The sequence below is a fragment of the Methylobacterium sp. ap11 genome, from assembly GCF_900110515.1.
Taxonomy (GTDB): Bacteria; Pseudomonadota; Alphaproteobacteria; order Rhizobiales; family Beijerinckiaceae; genus Methylobacterium; species Methylobacterium ajmalii.
In genome coordinates, this window is the sequence record NZ_FOEB01000008.1 from 199,939 (window position 1) to 217,016 (window position 17,078).

Below are 17,078 nucleotides of genomic sequence, written 5' to 3' on the forward strand. Positions count from 1 at the left end.
CTCGGCGTGGCGAGCAAAGCTAACGCACGGCAGGTGCGGAGCCACTGCCGTGCAATCCATCCCGCAATCGCGGAGGCACACTGTTGTACCGAGGGCCGACCCCGAAGGGCAAGGTACTTGCCGACCGAAGTGCGGTCAGTATGCCGCGACGTTGTTGATGAGCGTGGCGGTGACGGTCTTGCCGAGCGCCATGTCCTTCGCCGCCTGCCACGCGAAGGTGGCCTGCACCCCGTTCGGGCCGGTCACCGGTGTCTTGGCACGGGGCAGGTAGACGGCATGCGCCGTGAACACGAGTGAGCGCGCCGCATCGGTGACCCAACCGAACGTGAGTTCGATGGGCGTGCCGGCGGTCGCCTGGTCGAGAAGGACGGTGTTGGCGAACCGGACCGTGACGTTGCCGGACATCATGACCATGCCCGGGTCGGCATCTTCGATCCGACCGTCGCTGCGGATGACCTCCACCTTGTCGAGGTTGTTCGAATAGGTGAAGTCGGCCGAGACGACGGACCCGAGCGGCTGACCGGCCCGGGTGATGGCGCCCTGGAACGGGCTGAAGCGCTCGACGCTGGCCTCGGCGAGGGTGCCGGCAGCCGAGGACGGCAGCTTGTTCTCGCCCTGCGCGATCAGGCCGAGCGTCGCGGTGAGCAGGCCGGAGCGCTGCATCTGGACCCGCATGGTGTTGCCGCGGACGCCGAAGTTCTGGCCGTAGCTCGGCACCTCGGGCAGGCCGACCTCCACTGTCATCGACGGCAGAGCGACCGCGCCGGACGTGAAGACGTGGGTGCGCACGCCGGTGGCATCGGTGCTCGTGGGCGCGCCCATGAACAGCTTCAGCCAGTTGCCGAAGTTGCGCAGGTCGATCGGCACGACCACGTCGCCGTCGTTGTTCACGACGTCGCGGGTCGGCGGCAGCGGCTCGCGGCCGTAGCCGAGCAGGTCGCTGGCGATCAGGCCCTGCTCCTCGCCGAGGTTGGACGAGACGAAGGGCAGCTTCCGGAACCCGGTGGTGGGCGGAACGCCGTAGGTGGTCTCGAAGGCAGCCGCCATGATGGCGTTCGCGCCGCGGGCTCGGGCCATGGTTCTCTCCTCGGGGATCAGTTCAAGGGGTCGGTTGTGCCGTAGACGGCGACGATCTCGACCAGCGCCAGGCGCGAGACGGCCGCGCCCTCCGCCGTCAGCGGTTCGGTGGTGGCGGCCTGCACCATCAGGTAGTCGCAGAGGCCGCCGAGGGTCCGATCCGCCGCCACGGCCGCGCCGATGGCCTGCAGCATGGCGTCCAGCCGCAACTCGGCGCTGACGGTCCGGCTCTTGAGCGCAGCGACGTCGACCGGGATGGCGTGCTCGTAGATCCAGGTGGTGGGATTCAGCGTGACCTCGGGCTCGCCCGGGTCGCCGTCGTCCATATTGACGAAGCCGTTCGCCGGAATGGCCTCGGGCTTCACCTCGTTGCGGAAGTGGGAGGCCTTCGGCAGGGCGGCCTTCAGCAGGTCTGAGACGCCCTGCAAGACCTGTTCACGCTTGCTCGGCATGGGCGCCCATTCAGTTGCAGATGACGCGCACGGTCGAGGCCGTGCCGGTGTCGGCCTGCCGGAACGGCGTGCCGGAGAGAGCGATCGTGCCCTGCGAGATCTTCACCGCGACCGTCGCGCCCGATGCGGTCTGCGAAGCGACACCGCCGGTCACCATCTGCTGCACGCCGCCGATCGTGATCCACCCCGGGATCACGTCCACGTCGGGCGTCGTGGTACAGGCGGGCCAGGTGAAGGTGGCGACGCCGCTCGCGTTGGCGGGCTGGGTGTAGCGCTCGACGCGCCGCGGCGTGCCGGCGGCACCTGCCGGGCCGGTTGCCCCGGTGGCTCCAGTCGACCCTGTCGAACCCTGTGCGCCTGTCGGGCCGGCGGGTCCGGTTGGTCCCGTCAATCCCTGCGCACCAGCAGGGCCCGTTGTTCCTGTTGCGCCCGGGCTACCTGCGGGTCCAGGCGCGCCGGTAGCGCCGGCCGCTCCAGCAGGACCGCGCTCACCGGCGGCGCCTGCGGGGCCGGCCGGACCGGTATCGCCCTTCCCGCCTGCGGCCCCGGCCGGACCAGGCACACCCTGAGGTCCAGGGTTGCCCTGTGGTCCAGTAGGCCCCGCGGGGCCGCGCTCGCCATTCGGTCCAGGCGGTCCAGCCGCTCCCGGAAGTCCTCGCTCACCAGGATCTCCCTTCGGACCGGGCGCCCCGGGCTCGCCCTTTTCGCCTTGCAGCCCCGGCGGACCGGCGGTCCCGGGCACGCGCGCGGCAGCAGGTGCTGCCAGGAGCGCGCCGCACAGCGCGATGTGAAGCAAGCGCATCAGCCGCCGCTCCCGTACATGAGCTCGAATTCGCACGTCATGCCGGACAGGTCGGCCGGGTACCCGGGGATCGGCACGATCATGATGGAGACGATGCGGTTCGGGCCGCCCATCGGGTTGGCCGCGCTGCCCAGGGTCTCGGCGCCACAGCCGAACCGCGTGCCGCTGAACCGGTCGATGGTGCCGGTGCGCGACGTGATCCGCGCCACACCGGGGTACTCGGTCGCAATCGCGATCAGCGGCTCGAGCGCCGACACGCTGGTGATCCGGACATCCGCCGCGGCGCACGGGTTGTAGGCCCGGTAGGTGGTGGTGCCGGGCGGCTGGGTGACGAGGAACTGCTGCGGCGACGCGGTCGCCGGGAAGATGAAGCCGCTGCCGGTCGCCCGGACGAACGGCATGACCATCGTCCGGTTCGGGTCCGGGAAGGAGACCACCCGGCCATCGGCACCGTAGATCGCGACCGGCTGCAGCTGCACGCTCTGCGCCGCGCCGGGCGCCACGGTCGGCGGCGGCTCGGCCAGGGCAGGCGCGATGAGCAGCAGGGACAGGGCGACGAACGGAGCGATGCGCACCATGGCGACGTCCTCGGATCAGGCCTGCCAGTTGGCGGCGATGGCGGCGGGCACGCGCTCGGCCCAGGCCCTGGCCGTCGTGTCGATGTCGAGCCGCTTACGGAGCTTCGCCTGCTTCACGAGGACGAAGATCACCACGAAGGTGCGCCCCCTCGACGGGCCGGCCTCGCGGATCGGGCGGAAGCTCTTGCGGCGCTGGAAGCGCGCGGCCTGCCGGCGGTAGAAGGCATCGGCGACCAGCACGCCGCCGCTCCGGGTCGGAATGAAGCGCAGCTTCGTGCCGGTCTCCCGCTCCCACGCAGCGGGGGACAAGGTGTTGTCGGTCGAGCCCTTAGTGCGCCGCTTCGACAGCTGCCGGACGCCAGCATCGGGCGTCGGGATCGCAAGGTACTTTCCGCCCTTCGCGGTGATCGTCACGCCACGGTCGAAGGCGTCGATCAGCTTCGGGGCATTCGAGGAGACATAGGCCGCGGCGTCCGCGCTCTCGCCGGTCTTGGGGAAGGTCTGCCCGCGCCAGGTGTTGGCAAGGCGCGGCCCGAGGCCGGCTTCGCGCACTTCGTCGCGCAGGTCTTCCTTCAGCCCGTCGGTGACCTGCCGCATGCCGGCCGTGACCGAACGGGCGATCTGCACCTCGGTGCCGACGAGGGCACCGCGGATGTCCGGCACCTGGACGGTGGGCCTCACGGCTCGTCGTCCTCCGGATCGTCCTCGGCGAGGGCCGCCACTTCGCAGGTGCGCACCAGGCGGTGGCTGTCGATCGTGGCAAGCCCGATGACCTCGAACAGGCCGCCGGGCTCGCCGTCGTCCGATCCCACCTCGAAGGTGTCGCCCTTGGCTGGGGCCGGGACCTCGGACAGGCGGACGTCTATCAGCATGGCGTCGAGGTCGAAGCGGTTGTCGCCCACCCCGATGACCGCCTCCGGCGAGCGCCGGCGGATGCGAACGGGCAGGCCATCGCCGGCACCGCCCGCGCGCCACACGGCGTCACGGCTGAGGTTGGGGTCATCGAAGAGGGCGTCCACCGCCATCGACAGGACGCTCATCGCGCGGCGCGCAGCGCCTGGACGACGTCGGCCTTGGCCTTGGCCTTCGACACGTCGATGCCGCGCTCGGCGGCGATGGCTTCGAGCTCGGGACGGGTGAGCGCGTCGAAGTTGTCGCCGCCCTGCTCGGCCCCGCCCTCGGCTGCCCCGGTGTCGCCGCCGGCCGCGCCGTTGTCCGAGCCTTCGGCGACCTCGTGGGTGCCGGCGGCGAGCGCCGCCTGCGCCTCGTCCCAGCCCATGGTGACGGGCTCGCCGTCGGTCTTGCCCTTCTCACGCAACCGCATGGCGCGCATCCTCTCGATGAAGGCCTGCTGTGCAGGCGTCAGGACGATGGGGCCGCCCAGGGTCCCGGGCGGCCAATGGTCGACCTCGTCGGCGACGAGCATGCGGATGGGCCGCACGCCGCGCCGGTCAGTTCGAGGTGGTGCCGCGCACCAGCAGCGCCGGGCGCTTCACGAGCGGGAGCGGGTTGGACTCGGTGTGGATGTCCATGCCCTTGCCGAACTTCTTCGGCTCGAGCGGCGCCACGAACACCTCGGCGTCGCCGATCGCCGGCGCCTGGTTCACCACCGACCAGAAGTCGGGCGGCGCCCAGTAGTTCGTGAAGGTGTCGGTGGTGCCGAGCGGGAAGAACCGCACGTCGCCGGCCGGGATGAACCGCTCGGGCACGCTGGTGGTCCCGTCCTCCTGCACGTAGGAGGCCGAGCCGCGATACTCCTCGAAGGTGATGCCGCCGAAGGTGAAACCCTTGCGGACGTCCTCGCGCAGGATCTGCGGCCCCGACTGGTAGTACTTGAACGCCTCCTTCACGCTGGCGTGCGAGGTGAACTTGCGGAACCACTCGGGCGAGGCGAGCGCGTGCACGCCGGTCATGGTCTCGCCGAGGAGGTTGTCCTCCATGTAGCCGGTGACGTCCTGGCACTTGCCGAGCACGTCGGTCGAGGAGGTGCCCAGGGCGAAGTCCACCACCTGCTGGGTCACCCCGAAGGCGGCGAACAGGTCGAGGATGACCGAGCCGTCGTAGTCGCGGATCACGCCCTTCAGCGCGTCCATCCGCAGCTTCTCCAGCGTGATCGCGTGCTTGTTGCGCATCACGATCAGCTTCCGGTTCAGGAAGCCCAGCACGGTCTCCAGGCCGGCGATGCCGTTCGGCGTGAGGGCCAGCATGTTCTGGACGTCGGTCGCCAGCACGCTGTCCTCGTGCGGGATATGCGGCACGGGGAACGCCTTCGGCTTCTGCCGGCCGCGGGTACCGAGCGACGCCGGGGCGCCGCGCGGCCGGGTCGGCAGCAGGTTCAGCACGCCGTTCTCGAGGATCACCGTCACCGTGGTGGTGGCGATCGGCTCGGGCCGAAACAGCCCGAGCGCGTTGATGCGCCCGTAGGCATTCGGCACCAGTGTGATGTTGCCGGTGAGGGCCGACGCCGAGAAGGCGTCCTGGTTGAAGATGTCGAGGATCTCGGGCATCGCGGTTCAGGCCCCCTGGCGGACGATGATGCCGACCGCGTTCAGCTGGGCGTTCGCCGCCGCGCGCTTCGTGGCATCGTTGATGGTGGCCCCGTAGGTGAGGCCGGCGTGGCTCGCGATGGCGTACCGGGACACGATCACCGCCTTGGCGTCGGCGCTCGTCGCGTCGACCGGGAAGAGCAGCACCGCGACGGCGGTCTGCGAGCCGTCGGAACCGGCGGCGGCGGCCGGCACGTGCTTGCCGGTCGCGGCGACCTTGGCGAGCACGGTGCCGGAGGCGAGCTTGCCGGCGCCGGAGGCGATGATCGCCGTGTCGCGGCTGCGGTAGGAGCCGTCCTCCGCCTTCAGCCAGTCGGAGGCGACGATTGCGGTCTCGAGGAGGGCCATGGATCAGGCGTCCTTCTTCAGGCCGGCGCGGCGGAGCTCACGCTCCATGTTGCTGGCGGAGGCGGTGAGGCCGGCGTTGCCCTGGGCCGCCGGCACGTGGGAGCGGATCGAGGTCTTCTCCTCGGCCGCGACGAAGCGCTCGAAGAAGCTCGCCCGGGCCTGCTCGACCGTCTTGCCCTCGGCGAGGAGCTTGTCGGCGGCGTCGGCCAGGATCGTCGGATCGACGCGGCGGGCGTGCTCGACCACCGCCTTCATCTCGCCGGCGGCGTTGATGCGCGCCCGGGCCTCGTCGACCGACACGCCCTCGGCGATCAGGGCGGAGGCCATGGAGGCGACGCCGCCGTTCACGCAGAGCTTGGCGATCTCCGCCGCGTCGGCGCGGGTGCTGGCGCTCGACGTCGAGCGATCCGCCTCCGCCTCGGCGGCGGCGATGTCGCGGTCGAGATCCGTCACCTTGCCGGCGGCGGCGTCGAACTCGCGCTGCTCGTCGTCGGTCATCGAGCGGCCGCGGGCGGCGGCGGCAAGCTCGGTCATGCGGGAGGAGGCCTTCGCGCGATCATGGCGAAGGCCCGCGAGATCACGCGGCATTCGGTACTCCTGGGATGGGCGGATGGGCGGGCGATGTGCCCTGGCCCGGCTCGGCCGGGATGGGAGGCGCGGCTATCGCCGCGTGGCGCGGACGGCGCGCTCGTTGGCGGCGGTCCGGCTCAGATCCTTGAGGGTGGCGTCTTGCGTCCGAACGCGATCGGCCATGCCGGCGGCGACCGCATCGGCCCCCACCTTCATGCCACCGGCGCCGAAGTCGGTGCGGACCCGCGCGGGCGTGGTCTTCCGGCCGCGCGCCACGTCGGCGATGAACTGCGCCTCGATGCCGTCGAGGAGCGCCCGCACCTGGCCGGCACCGTCCTCGGACTGGGGGTCGGGCCGCTTGTTCGGCGCGTTCGAGGACACGATCTCGATGGACAGGTTGCCGGTCGCGTCCGGCTCGACCTGCTTCGAGAGCGCCGCCACCACACCGATCGACCCGAGCATGCCTGTCTTGTCGGTCACGAGCTCGCCCGCGGACGAGGCGATCCAGTAGGCTGCCGAGGCCGCCGAGCCCGAGACGTGCGCGACCACTCGCTTGACCCCCCGTAGGGCGTAGAGCTGATCAGCCAGGGCGTTGATCCCGGTCGGGGAGCCGCCGGGCGAATCCACCAGGAGCATGATGGCGCCGACGTCCGCGCTGTCGCGGGCAAGCGCCAGGTCTCGGGCCAACATCGCCGTCGAGGCGCCGGTGCCGGACATCTCGGTCATCATGTTGGCGCGCGGGAAGATCGGGCCGACGATCGGGATCACCGCCACGCCCTCGCGGGTGAGCATGGCGTATCGGGCGCCGTCGAGGCGCTGCGCGGTCGGGCCGGCGGCGGCCTGCAGGTCGAGGCGGAACCAGTCCTCGCCCTCTGCCGCACGGCGATCGGCGCGGCCGGACCGGTCGAGGCTCGCGAGGCTCGCCATGAAGTGCAAGTAGTCGGGGCGGATCGCCCACGGCTCGGCCGTCAGGGCGTGGAGCGCGCTGGTCATGGTCACTCTTCCGGCTGGGTCGGCGCGGGGGAGGGCTTCGGCGGCGGCTCGCTGCCGCCCGGTGCGGCGTCGGCCGACGAGGCCGGCTTGACCGCGTTGCGCCCGTCGCTGGTGTAGGCGAGCCCCATCTCGTCGGCCCGCTCGTTGTCCGCCTGGTTCTCGGCGTCGATCGTTTCGGCGTCGAAGCCGCCCTCGGCGACCTTCCTGGCGCGTGAGGAGAGACCCGACTGGATCTCCTTCGTCTTGCCCTCGACGTCCTGCACCGGGTGGATGTACGGCCAGGCCTGCGGCACCCAATTCGCGGCGTAGGCCGTGGCGCGCGGCATGCCGGGCGGCAGCTTCAGGGCGCCCGACATGATCGCGAGGTCGATCCACCGGCGCCAGATCGGGCGGCAGAACTGGAACACGACCTGGTGGTGCTGCAGCGCCTCGACGCCGCGGCGGAAATCGTTGAGCGCGGCGCGCAGCGTGCGGTCGTCGAGCGTGCTGTAGTCGCCGCTCAGGATTTCGTAGAGCAGGCCGCAGGCCGCCGCGATCTGGCGCTTGGCCTCGCGGACGAACATGTCGAAGTTCGGCCCGACGTCCTTCGGGTCGGAGAACTGCACCTCCTCGCCGTCGGCCAAGACCTGCAGGGTGCCGGGCTCGAACTCCAGCGAGACGGCACCATCGTCGTCCGCGCCGTCGGTGCCGAGCGGGCCGGAGCCGGCCGGGCTGTCTACCCCCTCTTCCATGGACCGCTTGATGAAGCCGACGAGGCGCGTCGTGTTCTTCTTGCGGACGAGCTCGGCATCTAGGTAGCCGTCGAGGTCGTAGAGCGTGCGCAGCGCCCGAGCGAGCCAGGGTTCGCCCCGATCCTGTCCCGGGCGCATCGCCCGGTAGAGGTGGGCCACGTCGCCCGCCGGCACCTCGGCGAGTTCGAGGCCGGCCGGCGCCATCACACCGTCGCCCGGGTGCTCCCGGTAGAGGAAGTAGCTCTGGCGCCGCCCGATCGCGTTGTAGCGGATGCCCTGGCGGATGTTGCTGCCGGGCTCGGTCTTGAGGTGCGGGCAGTGGTCGCCTTCGAGCACTTGCAGCTGAAGCGGCACCGACAGGCCATCGGAGAGCAGCCGGGTGCGCAGGCGGGTGAAGCTCTCGCCACCCTCGACCATGCCGCGCACCGCGATGGCCTGTAGCCCGTAGAAGTCGTGGGCGCCGATGCTGTCGGCCTCGTCCGTCCAGGCCAGGAACAGCGCCTGCAGCCCGGCCCGGAAAGCGGCGTCCTCCTTCTTGATCCGGCGGGCCTCGGCCTTCGACAGGCCCTCGGTCGAGCGCGCCGCGGTGGAGCGCGGCACGATGCCGGTGCCGACGATGTTCGACACCAGCCGGTCGACCGCGGCACCGGCATAGGGGTTGCGCCGGGTCTGGTCGCGGCTCTTCCGGCGCAACTCGTCGAGCGCGTAGGTGATCGCGGTGTTCGGGCCGTAGCTGCCGACCCGCCAGCTGCGCGAGCGGCGTCCGCGCCCGCCCGCGACGTCGTAGGCCGGCGCCTCGAGCGTGCCGGCCGGCTCGCCGTCGAGATCCATGGCGACCGGGGCGACGTACTGGCCGGTGCCCTTGACCCGGAACCGGACCGGCGGGTTCGTGCTTACCACCCGCTGCGCCCCGTCATCACGACCTGGCTGGCGCGCCGCACGACCGTTCCGCCGGTCGCGACGACGAGCGCAGCGATGTCCCGGTCCAGGTCGCGCAGCGCCTTCTTCATTTCGTCGTAGCTGCGGTAGGTCACGCGCCCCGTGTTGTCGGCGCCCTCGACGGTGAGCACGCCGCTCGCCATCGCCACGCGCAGCTTCACCCGCTGGGCGCGCAGTTTCGCGAGTTGCTGTTCCGGCGTGTCGGCCATGCTCACCTCGTGGGCCTGTTGTTGACCCGGCTGCGCCGGACGGCGCGGCGTTGCAGGTTCCGCGCGGCCAGCGTGCCGGCGGCGATGGCGGGCGCCAGCGGCGCATCCTCGGCGGTGGGGCGGACCCGCTCGATGCCCAGCGCCGCCTCGAGGTCGCGCCAGTGCAGTTCCCGCCACCGGTCCCACCCGCGCATCGCGGCGAGGCCGCGGGCGTAGTTCGCGCAGTCTAGCACCTCGTTGCGCCGTCCGCCGATCGGCACCCACTCGCGCCGGGTGCGGCCGCGCGTGACGTGGGTGACCAGTTCCTCGGCGGTCAGCTGCTTGACCTGGTCCTCGGGCACGTCACGCGGCAGGTGCACGAAGCCGGCCGGGAAGGGGTTGCCCTCGGCCGGGCGCTGCAGAGCGAGGCAGCCCATCAGCTCCTGCTTGGCGAACGAGGCGCCCACCCGGATCGTCTTCAGTCCGCGCCGCAGCTTCTTGCCGGCAGGGGTGGTGTCCTTCGCGCCAACGCCAAGGAAGGCAGAGGCGTAGCTGTCCTGGCCGTCGACCGCGTGCACGTTGCCGCGCCCGCCCTGCGAGCGGACAAAGGCGTAGACCTCGGCAGTGAAGCCGCTCGAATCGATCCCCCAGTCCCGCACCGCCATCTCGGCGCCGGCCTCGTGCTGCCACGTCTCCCCAAACATGGCCTCCAGGTCGGCCCATACCTCCGGCCGGTTCGTCGGCCCGGGCAGCACCCGGTGCTCGACCAGCCAGCGTTCCCGGTTCCGGCCGAAGCCCCAGATCCCTACCTCGAGGCGGTCCTTCTGCACGTCGACCCCGGCGAACAGGATCAGCGCGGCCCGGCAGACCGTGCCCGACAGGTAGGTGTCGCGCCGGGCGTAGACGTCGTGCCAATCCGGCGCGTCGGCGCCCTCCTTCCAGGTGCGGGCGAGCTGCGTGTTGAAGAACGTCCGCAACGTCTCCGGCCCCCGTCGCAGCGCCCGGGCGAACTTCGTCACCGTCTCTCGGATCGTCTGCTTCGGCGCGTAGAGCTTCGAGGCGACGCCACCGGCATGGTCGTTCGGTACCGCCTGCGCGCCGCAGTGCCGGCAGAGCGCCCGCCGCACCCCGTGCGCCAGGGGCGCCCAGCGCTCCGGCGTCTGCGGCTCACCGCAGCAGGTGAACGACCGGGTCTGCCGCCACTCGATGCGCTTCAGCGCGCCCAGGCGCTGAGCCTCGGTCCATGGCCGCTCGCAGGCCTCGCACTCGTACCGTGCCGTTTGGGGATCGATCTTGCCGGACTCGTCCTTCTCGAACCGGACCCGCTCCCATTCCAGCGACTGCCAGGCGCCACAGCCCGAATGGGGACAGCGGACGAATGCCTTGCGCTGGTCGCTCTCCTCGTAGCTCGCCTCGATGGCCGAGCGCCCGGCGATCGTCGGCGAGCAGGCCACCACGGTCAGGCTGTTCGCCTTGAACTCGGCCTGCCGCTCCTCGGCCAAGTCGATCGGCGGGCCCTCTCCACCGGCAGAGAGGGGATACTTGTCGATCTCGTCGCAGACCAGGAGCCGGATCGGCCGCATCGCGAGGTTGGTCGGGCTGTTCGCGCCCACCAGGGTGATGTGGCCGCCCGGGAACTGCTTGTGCGACAGGGTCGCGCCGGCGTCCCGGGACTTGGCCTCGCCGAACAGGTCGGTCAGGACCTTCGTATCCCGGATCATCGGCGCCAGCCGGTCCTTCGAGAAGGTCTCGGCCGCGTCGTCCTTCGGGAACACCCCGAGCATCGGGCAGGGATCGACGTGGGCGAAGCGGCCGATGACGTTCTCGATGAGCGTCGTCTTCAGCAGCTGGGTGCACGCCATCAGCGTGATCTTGCTGACCCCGGGCTCGGTCGCCCAGAGCATCGGGCCGCGGGCGACCTCCACCCGCGACACGAAGAACTTGCCGCCGTTCGAACTCTCCTTGCTCAGCTTCCGGTAGCGCTCGGCCCACTGCACCACGTCGAGGTTCGGCGGCGGGGTCATGCCGCGCCGCCAGGACCGGCGTAGGCTGCCGACGTCAGCTGGCTTTGGGGGAGCCGAGATCGGGGCTGCTGGGCTCGCCAAGCTCGGCGAGGTGCTGTTGGACATAGGTGGCGAGGACCTGGGTCAGCGTCCGGGCATCGACCTTCAGCACGTCCGCCATCTCGATGCCGACCCGGGCCGGCCAGGCGATCCAGGCGTCCCGCATCGCCCGGGCCTCGTCGAAGAAGGCGGCCTCGGCCTCGGCCCGGTCGACCAGCTTGCCCTGCTTGGTCAGGTACTCCTGCCGGCGGAGCAGGCCGAGATGGTTCTCCTTCCGCTGCGCGGCCGCGGCGAGCGAGAGGTTCGGGTTCTCCGGGTCGAACTCCGGGGGATCGCCTGGTTCGTCGTCAGGCTCGGGCAGGGGCGCTTGTATGGGTGGCGCGCCCTGGCTCGCCTTGCTCGGTTGCTGCGCCGGGCGCTCGCGCGGATCGGGCTCGGCTCGCGGGATGGCACGGATCGGCCGGTGTGTCGTGCCGCCCCGGTTCGTCGCCGGCCGCTGGTCGAGGTTCCATTCGGTAGCCTCGACATTGACCCGGCCGTCCGCGGCCAGCGCCAGGAGGCCCTGGCCCTTCCACTTCGTGACGATCGCCTTCGAGACGCCGCGGTGCCGGGCGAACTCAGCCTGGGTCATCGTCGAAGGGCGTTCACTATGGGCGTTCACCGTTTACCGTTCACGGGTTTTGGAACCCTGGCGCTAGGAAACTTGGGGGCCCCGACCACCCGTATAGGTCTGGACGGGCCAGGGGCCCTGACAATCGGTGCGAAGGTGGTGATGTGGTCGAGCCAGCGGGATGAGCCGACGATCCCGCACCTTAGGAGGGTATGACACGGGCGGCAGGCCAGGGCACAACGGGAAGCTGTTCAGACTGCGTCGGCCCGGCCTGCCTATCGCGTGAGGTCGCGGGGGCGATACTCAATGCGACACACCAGCCTTAGCAGGCCATGTGCCATGGACAAAACTGGCAAGCTCTCGGCAGCGAAGCGACGATGGTCATGGCGATGCCGTTGGGCTGGCGGGGAGCTTCAGCTGAGCCCGCTCACTCTGCTGCCCAGCCTGATGCTCCGTTAGTATCAGCGGTGAGGGTTATCACCCATCCACGAGCTTACTGAGCAAGCTGCCAGTCCACAAAGGGAGCCGCCTAGCACTATCGCGAAGATGGACCACCAAAACGTTGTGGCGTGATACACCCAAGCGCACGATGCGAGCCCACCACCTATGGTCGCTGTTGCAACGAAAAACATCTCGCGCACCCCACCCGTCCTCGCCAGAGTACGACAAGTTGTCTTGAGTGCAAACGAGTTGCGCGCAAATGGTATATCGATCGTAAACTGCTACTTGGCTTGGTGCCTTGAAGGGCTGACTGAATTGCCTGGGGGATCAGGAGCCGGACTGAGCCGTAGCGCCAAAGCTAACGCACGGCAGGTGTGGAGCCACTGCCGTGCTGAGATCTCTCGATATCACGCTACGTCCTTGAATTTCAAGCCCAAGTTCCGCGCTGCCTTGTGGGTACAAGTCGCCGAGTAAGGGAGGGCGCCGATGCTGACGAGGTGCCGTATCAGCGGCGGCACTTCCATCTGCGGATCTGTCTGCCTGAGTGTGGCGTCGAACTCACCCCTGAGGATGCGTAGGCGCAAGTCTTCCACCTCGCCTTGAGCCAGTACCGCCCAGCGGTCCGATGCACCCCTGACGATGCGCTCCAGGCCGTAGATGCCGGCGATGTGCTGCGTCGAGCGGTCGAGCCCAAACACCAGGATGCGGGCCATCAGCGGGCGCTCGGCGATGATCCGTTTGCGGTTCCGCACCCGCCAGAACCGGAGCATCGGCAACACCGTGTCGACGCCCCTGCGGGCCATGGCGTCGCGGACCATGACCTCACATCCGGGGTTGGTCACGGCGGCATGCCAGCGGACCGGGTTGGGCTCACCGGCAGCTTGAGCCATGGCTGTTTCCCGGCGGCTGTCACGCGGCCAGCGGCAGCGGTCACCGAGGCGCAGGGCCGGCGTGGCGGGCAGCACCGGCGCGTCCGTCGCTTCACCGGCGGCCTGGGCAAGAGCAATTGAGCGGCGAGACATCTCAGGCAACTCCATACTCATACATAGCACAATCCACTCGCTTGAGCATCAAAACGATGGGCAAAGATCAAGCTGCGATCAGATTTTCCTCTAAAATATCACACCAATCCATTCCGATCTTGGACGGTATCTCAACTCGCACGGCCGTCAGTTCGCGCTGAATGCGATGGGCGAGGGCGTAGGCCGCTGCCTGCCCCGCATAGGCGGCGTCCGAATCTCCGAATACGACGACCTCCTCGACGTTCGGTGGCGGCTCCCACTTGGCGAGCATGGTGGAGTTGATCGCGGCCCAGCATGGGATGCCGAAGAGGGAGGCCGCGGCTAGGGCCGTCTCGATGCCCTCGGCGATCCCCAGGACAGGGCCGGGATCGAAGAGACGGATCGCAGCACCGGCCGGGATGGCGCCCGGCATCATCCGGCGCTGGTCCGCGACCGGCGCCTTCCTGCCGCCCTCGGTCAGGTAGGTCCGGTGGATCGTGGCCGGTGCGCCGTCCGGGCCGGTGACCATGGCGAGCATGGCCGGGTGCCAGGACGGCGTGTCGTCCTGGTAGCGAAGGCGGGCGATCGTCCGCAGGCAGGCCGGGACGGTCCTCAGGCCGACACGTTGGGCGAGATACCGGGCAACGGGATCGCCGGCCTGCACGGGCTTGGAGGACCGCCACAGGCGGTTCAGGCGCTCGCGGCAGTCGTTGGCGGACCGCTTACCCCGCACCGGGCGGACCGGGACCGTTCCCATCAGCGAATCGACCCGATCGGCCACCTCCCGGAACGTGATGCCGAGGACCCGGATCGCCAGCATCGGGCCATCGCCGGGGCCGCAGTGATTGCAGATCCAGGTCCCACGGCCTTCGAGGTCGTCGAAGCGAAACCGGGTCCGACCGCCGCAGAGCGGGCAGGGGCCTTGCTTGGCGGTGAGGTACTTCCGATCCACCCCGAGGAGCGGCAGAAGCTCGGACCACCGCCCCGACGCGCGCTCACTCAGCGGCCTGGACATGGTGGACCTCCCGCTTCCTGGCGAAGGCGATGGCGCGCGATTTCACCCAGCCCAGGATCTCCGGGGTGGGCTCGACCTCCGGGGCATCCCGGTAGTGGTTGGGCCAGACGCCGGTGAGTTCGCGAAACTGGTTCGCTGCCCAGCCGGAGGAGTAGCCCCGGCGCCGGCCGACGAACTTGAGCTGCCCGAACAGGTTCGCCTTCTCGAACGTCTTGGCCCTCGCCTTCAGCGGCCGCACCTCGACGAGCTCGCCGTCCTCGCAACCGATCTCGCTCTGCTTCTCCGGCTTGAAGCCGCAGGCCGGGCAGGCATGGACCTTCGGCGGCTTGAGGAAGCTGCAGGACGAGCACTCTTTCGGCAGGGGCTCGAGACGCTCCCGCGCGTCGCGCTTCTGGCGCTCCCGGCCGTCGTCGAGCCGGTCGTGGTGGATGTCGGTCACGAACCCGAGCCGCAGGTGCGTGTCGGAATGGTCGAGGATCAGGCAGTCGGCCTTGCCCGGCGCCGTCCGCAGGCCCCGCCCGATGATCTGGACGAACAGCATCTCGGACTTCGTCGGGCGGGCCAGCACGATGCAGCGCACATCGAGATCCACGCCGGTGGTCAGGCATCCGACGCTCGCGATGGCCTTCAGCTCGCCGCGGGTGAACTGCCGAAACAGCGCCTCCCGCTCCTCGCTGCCGGTGTAGGCGTCGATGTAGCCCGTCGCGACACCCGCGGCCTGGAACTGCGCCTGGAGGTGCTTGGCGTGCGGCCGGTCGACGGCGAAGATGAACGTCGGGCGGTTCTCGCCCCGCCGCAGCCAGGTCTGGACGATGTCAGCGACGAGCGTGGCCTGGTTCATCGCCTCGCCCAGATCGCCCTCGTGGTAGTCGCCGGCGACCGTGCGGACCTCCGACAGGTCGGGGTGCGACGGGGCGTAGACCCGGAACGGCGACAGGTAGCCGGCCTCGATCAGCTCGGCGGTGGTCGTGACCTGGATCAGGTCGTCGTAGAATTTGCCCAGGCCCTTCGTCCACGGCGTCGCCGAGAGGCCGACGAACGGGACGCGCTGCCAGGCCGGATCGGCCATCCACACGCCCAGCATCTCGAACCAGCGGTGGGCCTCGTCGACCACGACGAGGTCGAACGGCGGGATCGCCCGGCGCTGCAGCGTCTGGATCGACGCGACCTGCACCGGCTTGCTCGCGTCGGTCATCGGGTGGCTGCCCTGGATCACCCCCACGTCGTGGATCCCCTCGGTGAAAAACGACCTAACGGTCTGGTCGATGAGGGACAAAGCAGGAACAACGAACAGGATCCGCCGGCCCTTCGCCAGCGAGCCCTTCACCAACGCCGCACCGACGACGGTCTTGCCGAAGCCCGTCGGGGCCTGGAGCATCGGGCGGCGCCGGCCGCTGCGGAGCGAATCCCGGAGGCGGTCGATGATCGCGACCTGATGGGGGCGAAGTTGCCGGGTCACGGGCGCCCCCCACCGGAGGCGGTCCGGCCGAAGGGAGCGTTGCTGTCCCAAGCCGTGGGATCGGGTTCCGCAGGGGCAAGCGCCCCAGGTGAGAGCCTACCCTCCCCAGGAAGGTTCTTATCACGGCTAGGTAATCTATGTGGTTGTGATTGTGATTGCTGTGGCCGGGCTCCAGCATCACCACTGCCGTCGCTCTGGCCCTGGCGTAGCATTGCTTTGGCATTGCCACCCTTGGCGCCTGCCTTTGCCCGCCTCTCGTAAGCGGCCTTGGCCGAGCAAAGCTCCTGCTCGATCCTGGCATGGTGCCAGTCGTCGCCGAAGAATTCGGCCAGCGTATCGCGCACCCCGGCCCATTCGCGGGACGACAAGCGGCAGATCCGGGCGAGCTTTGCTTCCTCGGTCGGCAGCTTGCCGTTCTGCCAATAGTGCATGATGAGCAGCAGGTAGGCGCCATGCTCCAGCGTGCTCAGGTGCCCGGTGTCGGCGAGGTAATCGGCGACGTAGAGCGGCATCCAGGGGCGGCTCATGTCAGGGCCTCGGAGGCGAAGGCATCGGGCATGGGGGGACCGTTCCGAGAACCGCGAGGCGCGGTCGGTTGCAGGCGTCGGGCGGATGGGACGGGTGGGCGCCCTCAGGAGCGGGCGGTCACGGCGGTGCGCGGACCTGCGCCTTGGGCCGCTCCTTGAGGGTCAGGTGGCCGCGGAACTCGGTGGCGGGCGGCTCGGGCACCGGCTGCAGCAGCGAGAGGGCCAGGACCGTGTCGCGGTGGGCGCGGGCCCGGGACCGGTTCCGCTCGGCGGCCTCGGTCAGGTCGGTGCCGGCGAGTTCGTTGGCGAGCCGGTCTTCCGATCGGGCCTGGGCGTCGTACCAGCGGATGAGCTGGTCGAGCCGGGAACCCGAAATCGGCCGATCGCTCGCCAGGATGACGATGGCAATGTCCTCGGCCATCACTCGGCGGCCTCCGGCATCGTGACCGCCGCGGCGGCCGTGAGGATCGCGCCCCGCAGCCGCAGGTTCTCGGCCGTCAGGCGGGAGACCTCGTCCTCGAGCGCCAGGTGATCGCGCTCGTCGCGGGCGAGGTGGGCCCGCATGAAAGCGGTGTAGGCCGCACCGACCGCCGCATGGTCGGCCGGGTCCTCGCTGTCGGCGGCGCACCGCTTGGCGTCGATCCAGGCCCGGAAGAGCCGGTCCCGGTAGGCCCGGGCCGGGGCGAACCCGGCATCCGGCGCGTCAGGGGCGAGAGTGGGGGCAGGAGCGGTCACGGG

Annotated in this window: 21 protein-coding genes; all 21 read right to left on the bottom strand. The window is 70.1% G+C overall.

The window, feature by feature from the left end; genetic code table 11:
* Positions 1–135: 135 nt before the first annotated feature.
* Positions 136–1,077: a phage tail tube protein gene (locus BMX97_RS14375; RefSeq protein ID WP_091751174.1), complete on the bottom strand. Its 942-nt coding sequence runs from the start codon at positions 1,075–1,077 to the stop codon at positions 136–138.
* Between the two features lie 17 nt (positions 1,078–1,094).
* On the bottom strand, positions 1,095–1,529 hold the full coding sequence (locus BMX97_RS14380; RefSeq protein ID WP_091751177.1) for a hypothetical protein: 435 nt from the start codon (positions 1,527–1,529) through the stop codon (positions 1,095–1,097).
* 10 nt (positions 1,530–1,539) lie between these two features.
* Positions 1,540–1,731 (bottom strand): hypothetical protein, encoded by a 192-nt coding sequence (locus tag BMX97_RS33700; RefSeq protein WP_244538441.1) that lies wholly within the window; start codon positions 1,729–1,731, stop codon positions 1,540–1,542.
* Between the two features lie 599 nt (positions 1,732–2,330).
* A complete protein-coding gene (locus BMX97_RS14390) occupies positions 2,331–2,909 on the bottom strand; it encodes a hypothetical protein (RefSeq protein ID WP_091751184.1) in 579 nt (192 codons plus the stop codon).
* A 15-nt stretch (positions 2,910–2,924) separates the two neighbouring features.
* Positions 2,925–3,590, bottom strand: a complete 666-nt coding sequence (locus tag BMX97_RS14395) for a DUF6441 family protein (RefSeq protein WP_091751187.1) — start codon at positions 3,588–3,590, stop codon at positions 2,925–2,927.
* The gene (locus BMX97_RS14400) at positions 3,587–3,949 is read right to left on the bottom strand and encodes a head-tail joining protein (protein WP_091751190.1); all 363 of its coding nucleotides are present in this window, start codon (positions 3,947–3,949) and stop codon (positions 3,587–3,589) included. Before BMX97_RS14400 ends, BMX97_RS14395 begins: the two co-directional genes overlap by 4 nt.
* On the bottom strand, positions 3,946–4,350 hold the full coding sequence (locus BMX97_RS14405) for a hypothetical protein (protein WP_244538428.1): 405 nt from the start codon (positions 4,348–4,350) through the stop codon (positions 3,946–3,948). The genes BMX97_RS14400 and BMX97_RS14405 overlap by 4 nt, the downstream gene beginning before the upstream one ends.
* A 10-nt stretch (positions 4,351–4,360) precedes the next feature.
* Positions 4,361–5,416, bottom strand: a complete 1,056-nt coding sequence (locus tag BMX97_RS14410; RefSeq protein WP_091751193.1) for a major capsid protein — start codon at positions 5,414–5,416, stop codon at positions 4,361–4,363.
* Positions 5,417–5,422: 6 nt separating this feature from the next.
* The gene (locus BMX97_RS14415) at positions 5,423–5,803 is read right to left on the bottom strand and encodes a head decoration protein (RefSeq protein ID WP_091751196.1); all 381 of its coding nucleotides are present in this window, start codon (positions 5,801–5,803) and stop codon (positions 5,423–5,425) included.
* A gap of 3 nt (positions 5,804–5,806) precedes the next feature.
* Positions 5,807–6,337 (bottom strand): hypothetical protein, encoded by a 531-nt coding sequence (locus BMX97_RS14420; protein WP_244538429.1) that lies wholly within the window; start codon positions 6,335–6,337, stop codon positions 5,807–5,809.
* Between the two features lie 126 nt (positions 6,338–6,463).
* Positions 6,464–7,366 (bottom strand): S49 family peptidase, encoded by a 903-nt coding sequence (locus tag BMX97_RS14425; protein WP_091751202.1) that lies wholly within the window; start codon positions 7,364–7,366, stop codon positions 6,464–6,466.
* A 2-nt stretch (positions 7,367–7,368) separates the two neighbouring features.
* Complete coding sequence (locus BMX97_RS14430; RefSeq protein WP_091751449.1) at positions 7,369–8,928, bottom strand: phage portal protein; 1,560 nt, start codon at positions 8,926–8,928, stop codon at positions 7,369–7,371.
* Positions 8,929–8,990: 62 nt separating this feature from the next.
* Entirely contained in the window at positions 8,991–9,245 is a 255-nt protein-coding gene (locus BMX97_RS14435; protein ID WP_091751204.1) for a phage head-tail joining protein, read from the bottom strand.
* Positions 9,246–9,247: 2 nt separating this feature from the next.
* Positions 9,248–11,248 carry a phage terminase large subunit family protein gene (locus BMX97_RS14440; protein ID WP_244538430.1) on the bottom strand — a complete coding sequence of 667 codons (2,001 nt, stop codon included), beginning with the start codon at positions 11,246–11,248 and terminating at the stop codon, positions 9,248–9,250.
* 34 nt (positions 11,249–11,282) lie between these two features.
* Positions 11,283–11,918 (bottom strand): single stranded DNA-binding domain-containing protein, encoded by a 636-nt coding sequence (locus BMX97_RS14445; RefSeq protein WP_091751211.1) that lies wholly within the window; start codon positions 11,916–11,918, stop codon positions 11,283–11,285.
* 827 nt (positions 11,919–12,745) lie between these two features.
* The gene (locus tag BMX97_RS14450; RefSeq protein ID WP_125901347.1) at positions 12,746–13,360 is read right to left on the bottom strand and encodes a transcription termination/antitermination NusG family protein; all 615 of its coding nucleotides are present in this window, start codon (positions 13,358–13,360) and stop codon (positions 12,746–12,748) included.
* A gap of 67 nt (positions 13,361–13,427) precedes the next feature.
* Positions 13,428–14,354, bottom strand: coding sequence for a DUF7146 domain-containing protein (locus tag BMX97_RS14455; RefSeq protein ID WP_091751217.1), 927 nt, complete (start codon positions 14,352–14,354; stop codon positions 13,428–13,430).
* On the bottom strand, positions 14,335–15,813 hold the full coding sequence (locus BMX97_RS14460) for a DEAD/DEAH box helicase (RefSeq protein WP_177202227.1): 1,479 nt from the start codon (positions 15,811–15,813) through the stop codon (positions 14,335–14,337). Before BMX97_RS14460 ends, BMX97_RS14455 begins: the two co-directional genes overlap by 20 nt.
* Positions 15,810–16,325 (bottom strand): YdaU family protein, encoded by a 516-nt coding sequence (locus tag BMX97_RS14465; protein WP_244538431.1) that lies wholly within the window; start codon positions 16,323–16,325, stop codon positions 15,810–15,812. Before BMX97_RS14465 ends, BMX97_RS14460 begins: the two co-directional genes overlap by 4 nt.
* A gap of 133 nt (positions 16,326–16,458) precedes the next feature.
* Complete coding sequence (locus BMX97_RS14470; RefSeq protein ID WP_091751225.1) at positions 16,459–16,761, bottom strand: hypothetical protein; 303 nt, start codon at positions 16,759–16,761, stop codon at positions 16,459–16,461.
* Positions 16,761–17,075 carry a DUF837 domain-containing protein gene (locus BMX97_RS14475; protein WP_091751228.1) on the bottom strand — a complete coding sequence of 105 codons (315 nt, stop codon included), beginning with the start codon at positions 17,073–17,075 and terminating at the stop codon, positions 16,761–16,763. Before BMX97_RS14475 ends, BMX97_RS14470 begins: the two co-directional genes overlap by 1 nt.
* Positions 17,076–17,078 lie beyond the last annotated feature (3 nt).

Bases quoted from the DNA above. Each gene is read 5' to 3' on its own strand.
- BMX97_RS14375 (WP_091751174.1), bottom strand. From the start codon at position 1,077: ATGGCCCGAGCCCGCGGCGCGAACGCCATCATGGCGGCTGCCTTCGAG.
- BMX97_RS14380 (WP_091751177.1), bottom strand. From the start codon at position 1,529: ATGCCGAGCAAGCGTGAACAGGTCTTGCAGGGCGTCTCAGACCTGCTG.
- BMX97_RS14390 (WP_091751184.1), bottom strand. From the start codon at position 2,909: ATGGTGCGCATCGCTCCGTTCGTCGCCCTGTCCCTGCTGCTCATCGCG.
- BMX97_RS14400 (WP_091751190.1), bottom strand. From the start codon at position 3,949: ATGAGCGTCCTGTCGATGGCGGTGGACGCCCTCTTCGATGACCCCAAC.
- BMX97_RS14410 (WP_091751193.1), bottom strand. From the start codon at position 5,416: ATGCCCGAGATCCTCGACATCTTCAACCAGGACGCCTTCTCGGCGTCG.
- BMX97_RS14415 (WP_091751196.1), bottom strand. From the start codon at position 5,803: ATGGCCCTCCTCGAGACCGCAATCGTCGCCTCCGACTGGCTGAAGGCG.
- BMX97_RS14420 (WP_244538429.1), bottom strand. From the start codon at position 6,337: ATGACCGAGCTTGCCGCCGCCGCCCGCGGCCGCTCGATGACCGACGAC.
- BMX97_RS14425 (WP_091751202.1), bottom strand. From the start codon at position 7,366: ATGACCAGCGCGCTCCACGCCCTGACGGCCGAGCCGTGGGCGATCCGC.
- BMX97_RS14430 (WP_091751449.1), bottom strand. From the start codon at position 8,928: ATGGATCTCGACGGCGAGCCGGCCGGCACGCTCGAGGCGCCGGCCTAC.
- BMX97_RS14435 (WP_091751204.1), bottom strand. From the start codon at position 9,245: ATGGCCGACACGCCGGAACAGCAACTCGCGAAACTGCGCGCCCAGCGG.
- BMX97_RS14440 (WP_244538430.1), bottom strand. From the start codon at position 11,248: ATGACCCCGCCGCCGAACCTCGACGTGGTGCAGTGGGCCGAGCGCTAC.
- BMX97_RS14445 (WP_091751211.1), bottom strand. From the start codon at position 11,918: ATGACCCAGGCTGAGTTCGCCCGGCACCGCGGCGTCTCGAAGGCGATC.
- BMX97_RS14450 (WP_125901347.1), bottom strand. From the start codon at position 13,360: ATGTCTCGCCGCTCAATTGCTCTTGCCCAGGCCGCCGGTGAAGCGACG.
- BMX97_RS14455 (WP_091751217.1), bottom strand. From the start codon at position 14,354: ATGTCCAGGCCGCTGAGTGAGCGCGCGTCGGGGCGGTGGTCCGAGCTT.
- BMX97_RS14465 (WP_244538431.1), bottom strand. From the start codon at position 16,325: ATGCCGCTCTACGTCGCCGATTACCTCGCCGACACCGGGCACCTGAGC.
- BMX97_RS14470 (WP_091751225.1), bottom strand. From the start codon at position 16,761: ATGGCCGAGGACATTGCCATCGTCATCCTGGCGAGCGATCGGCCGATT.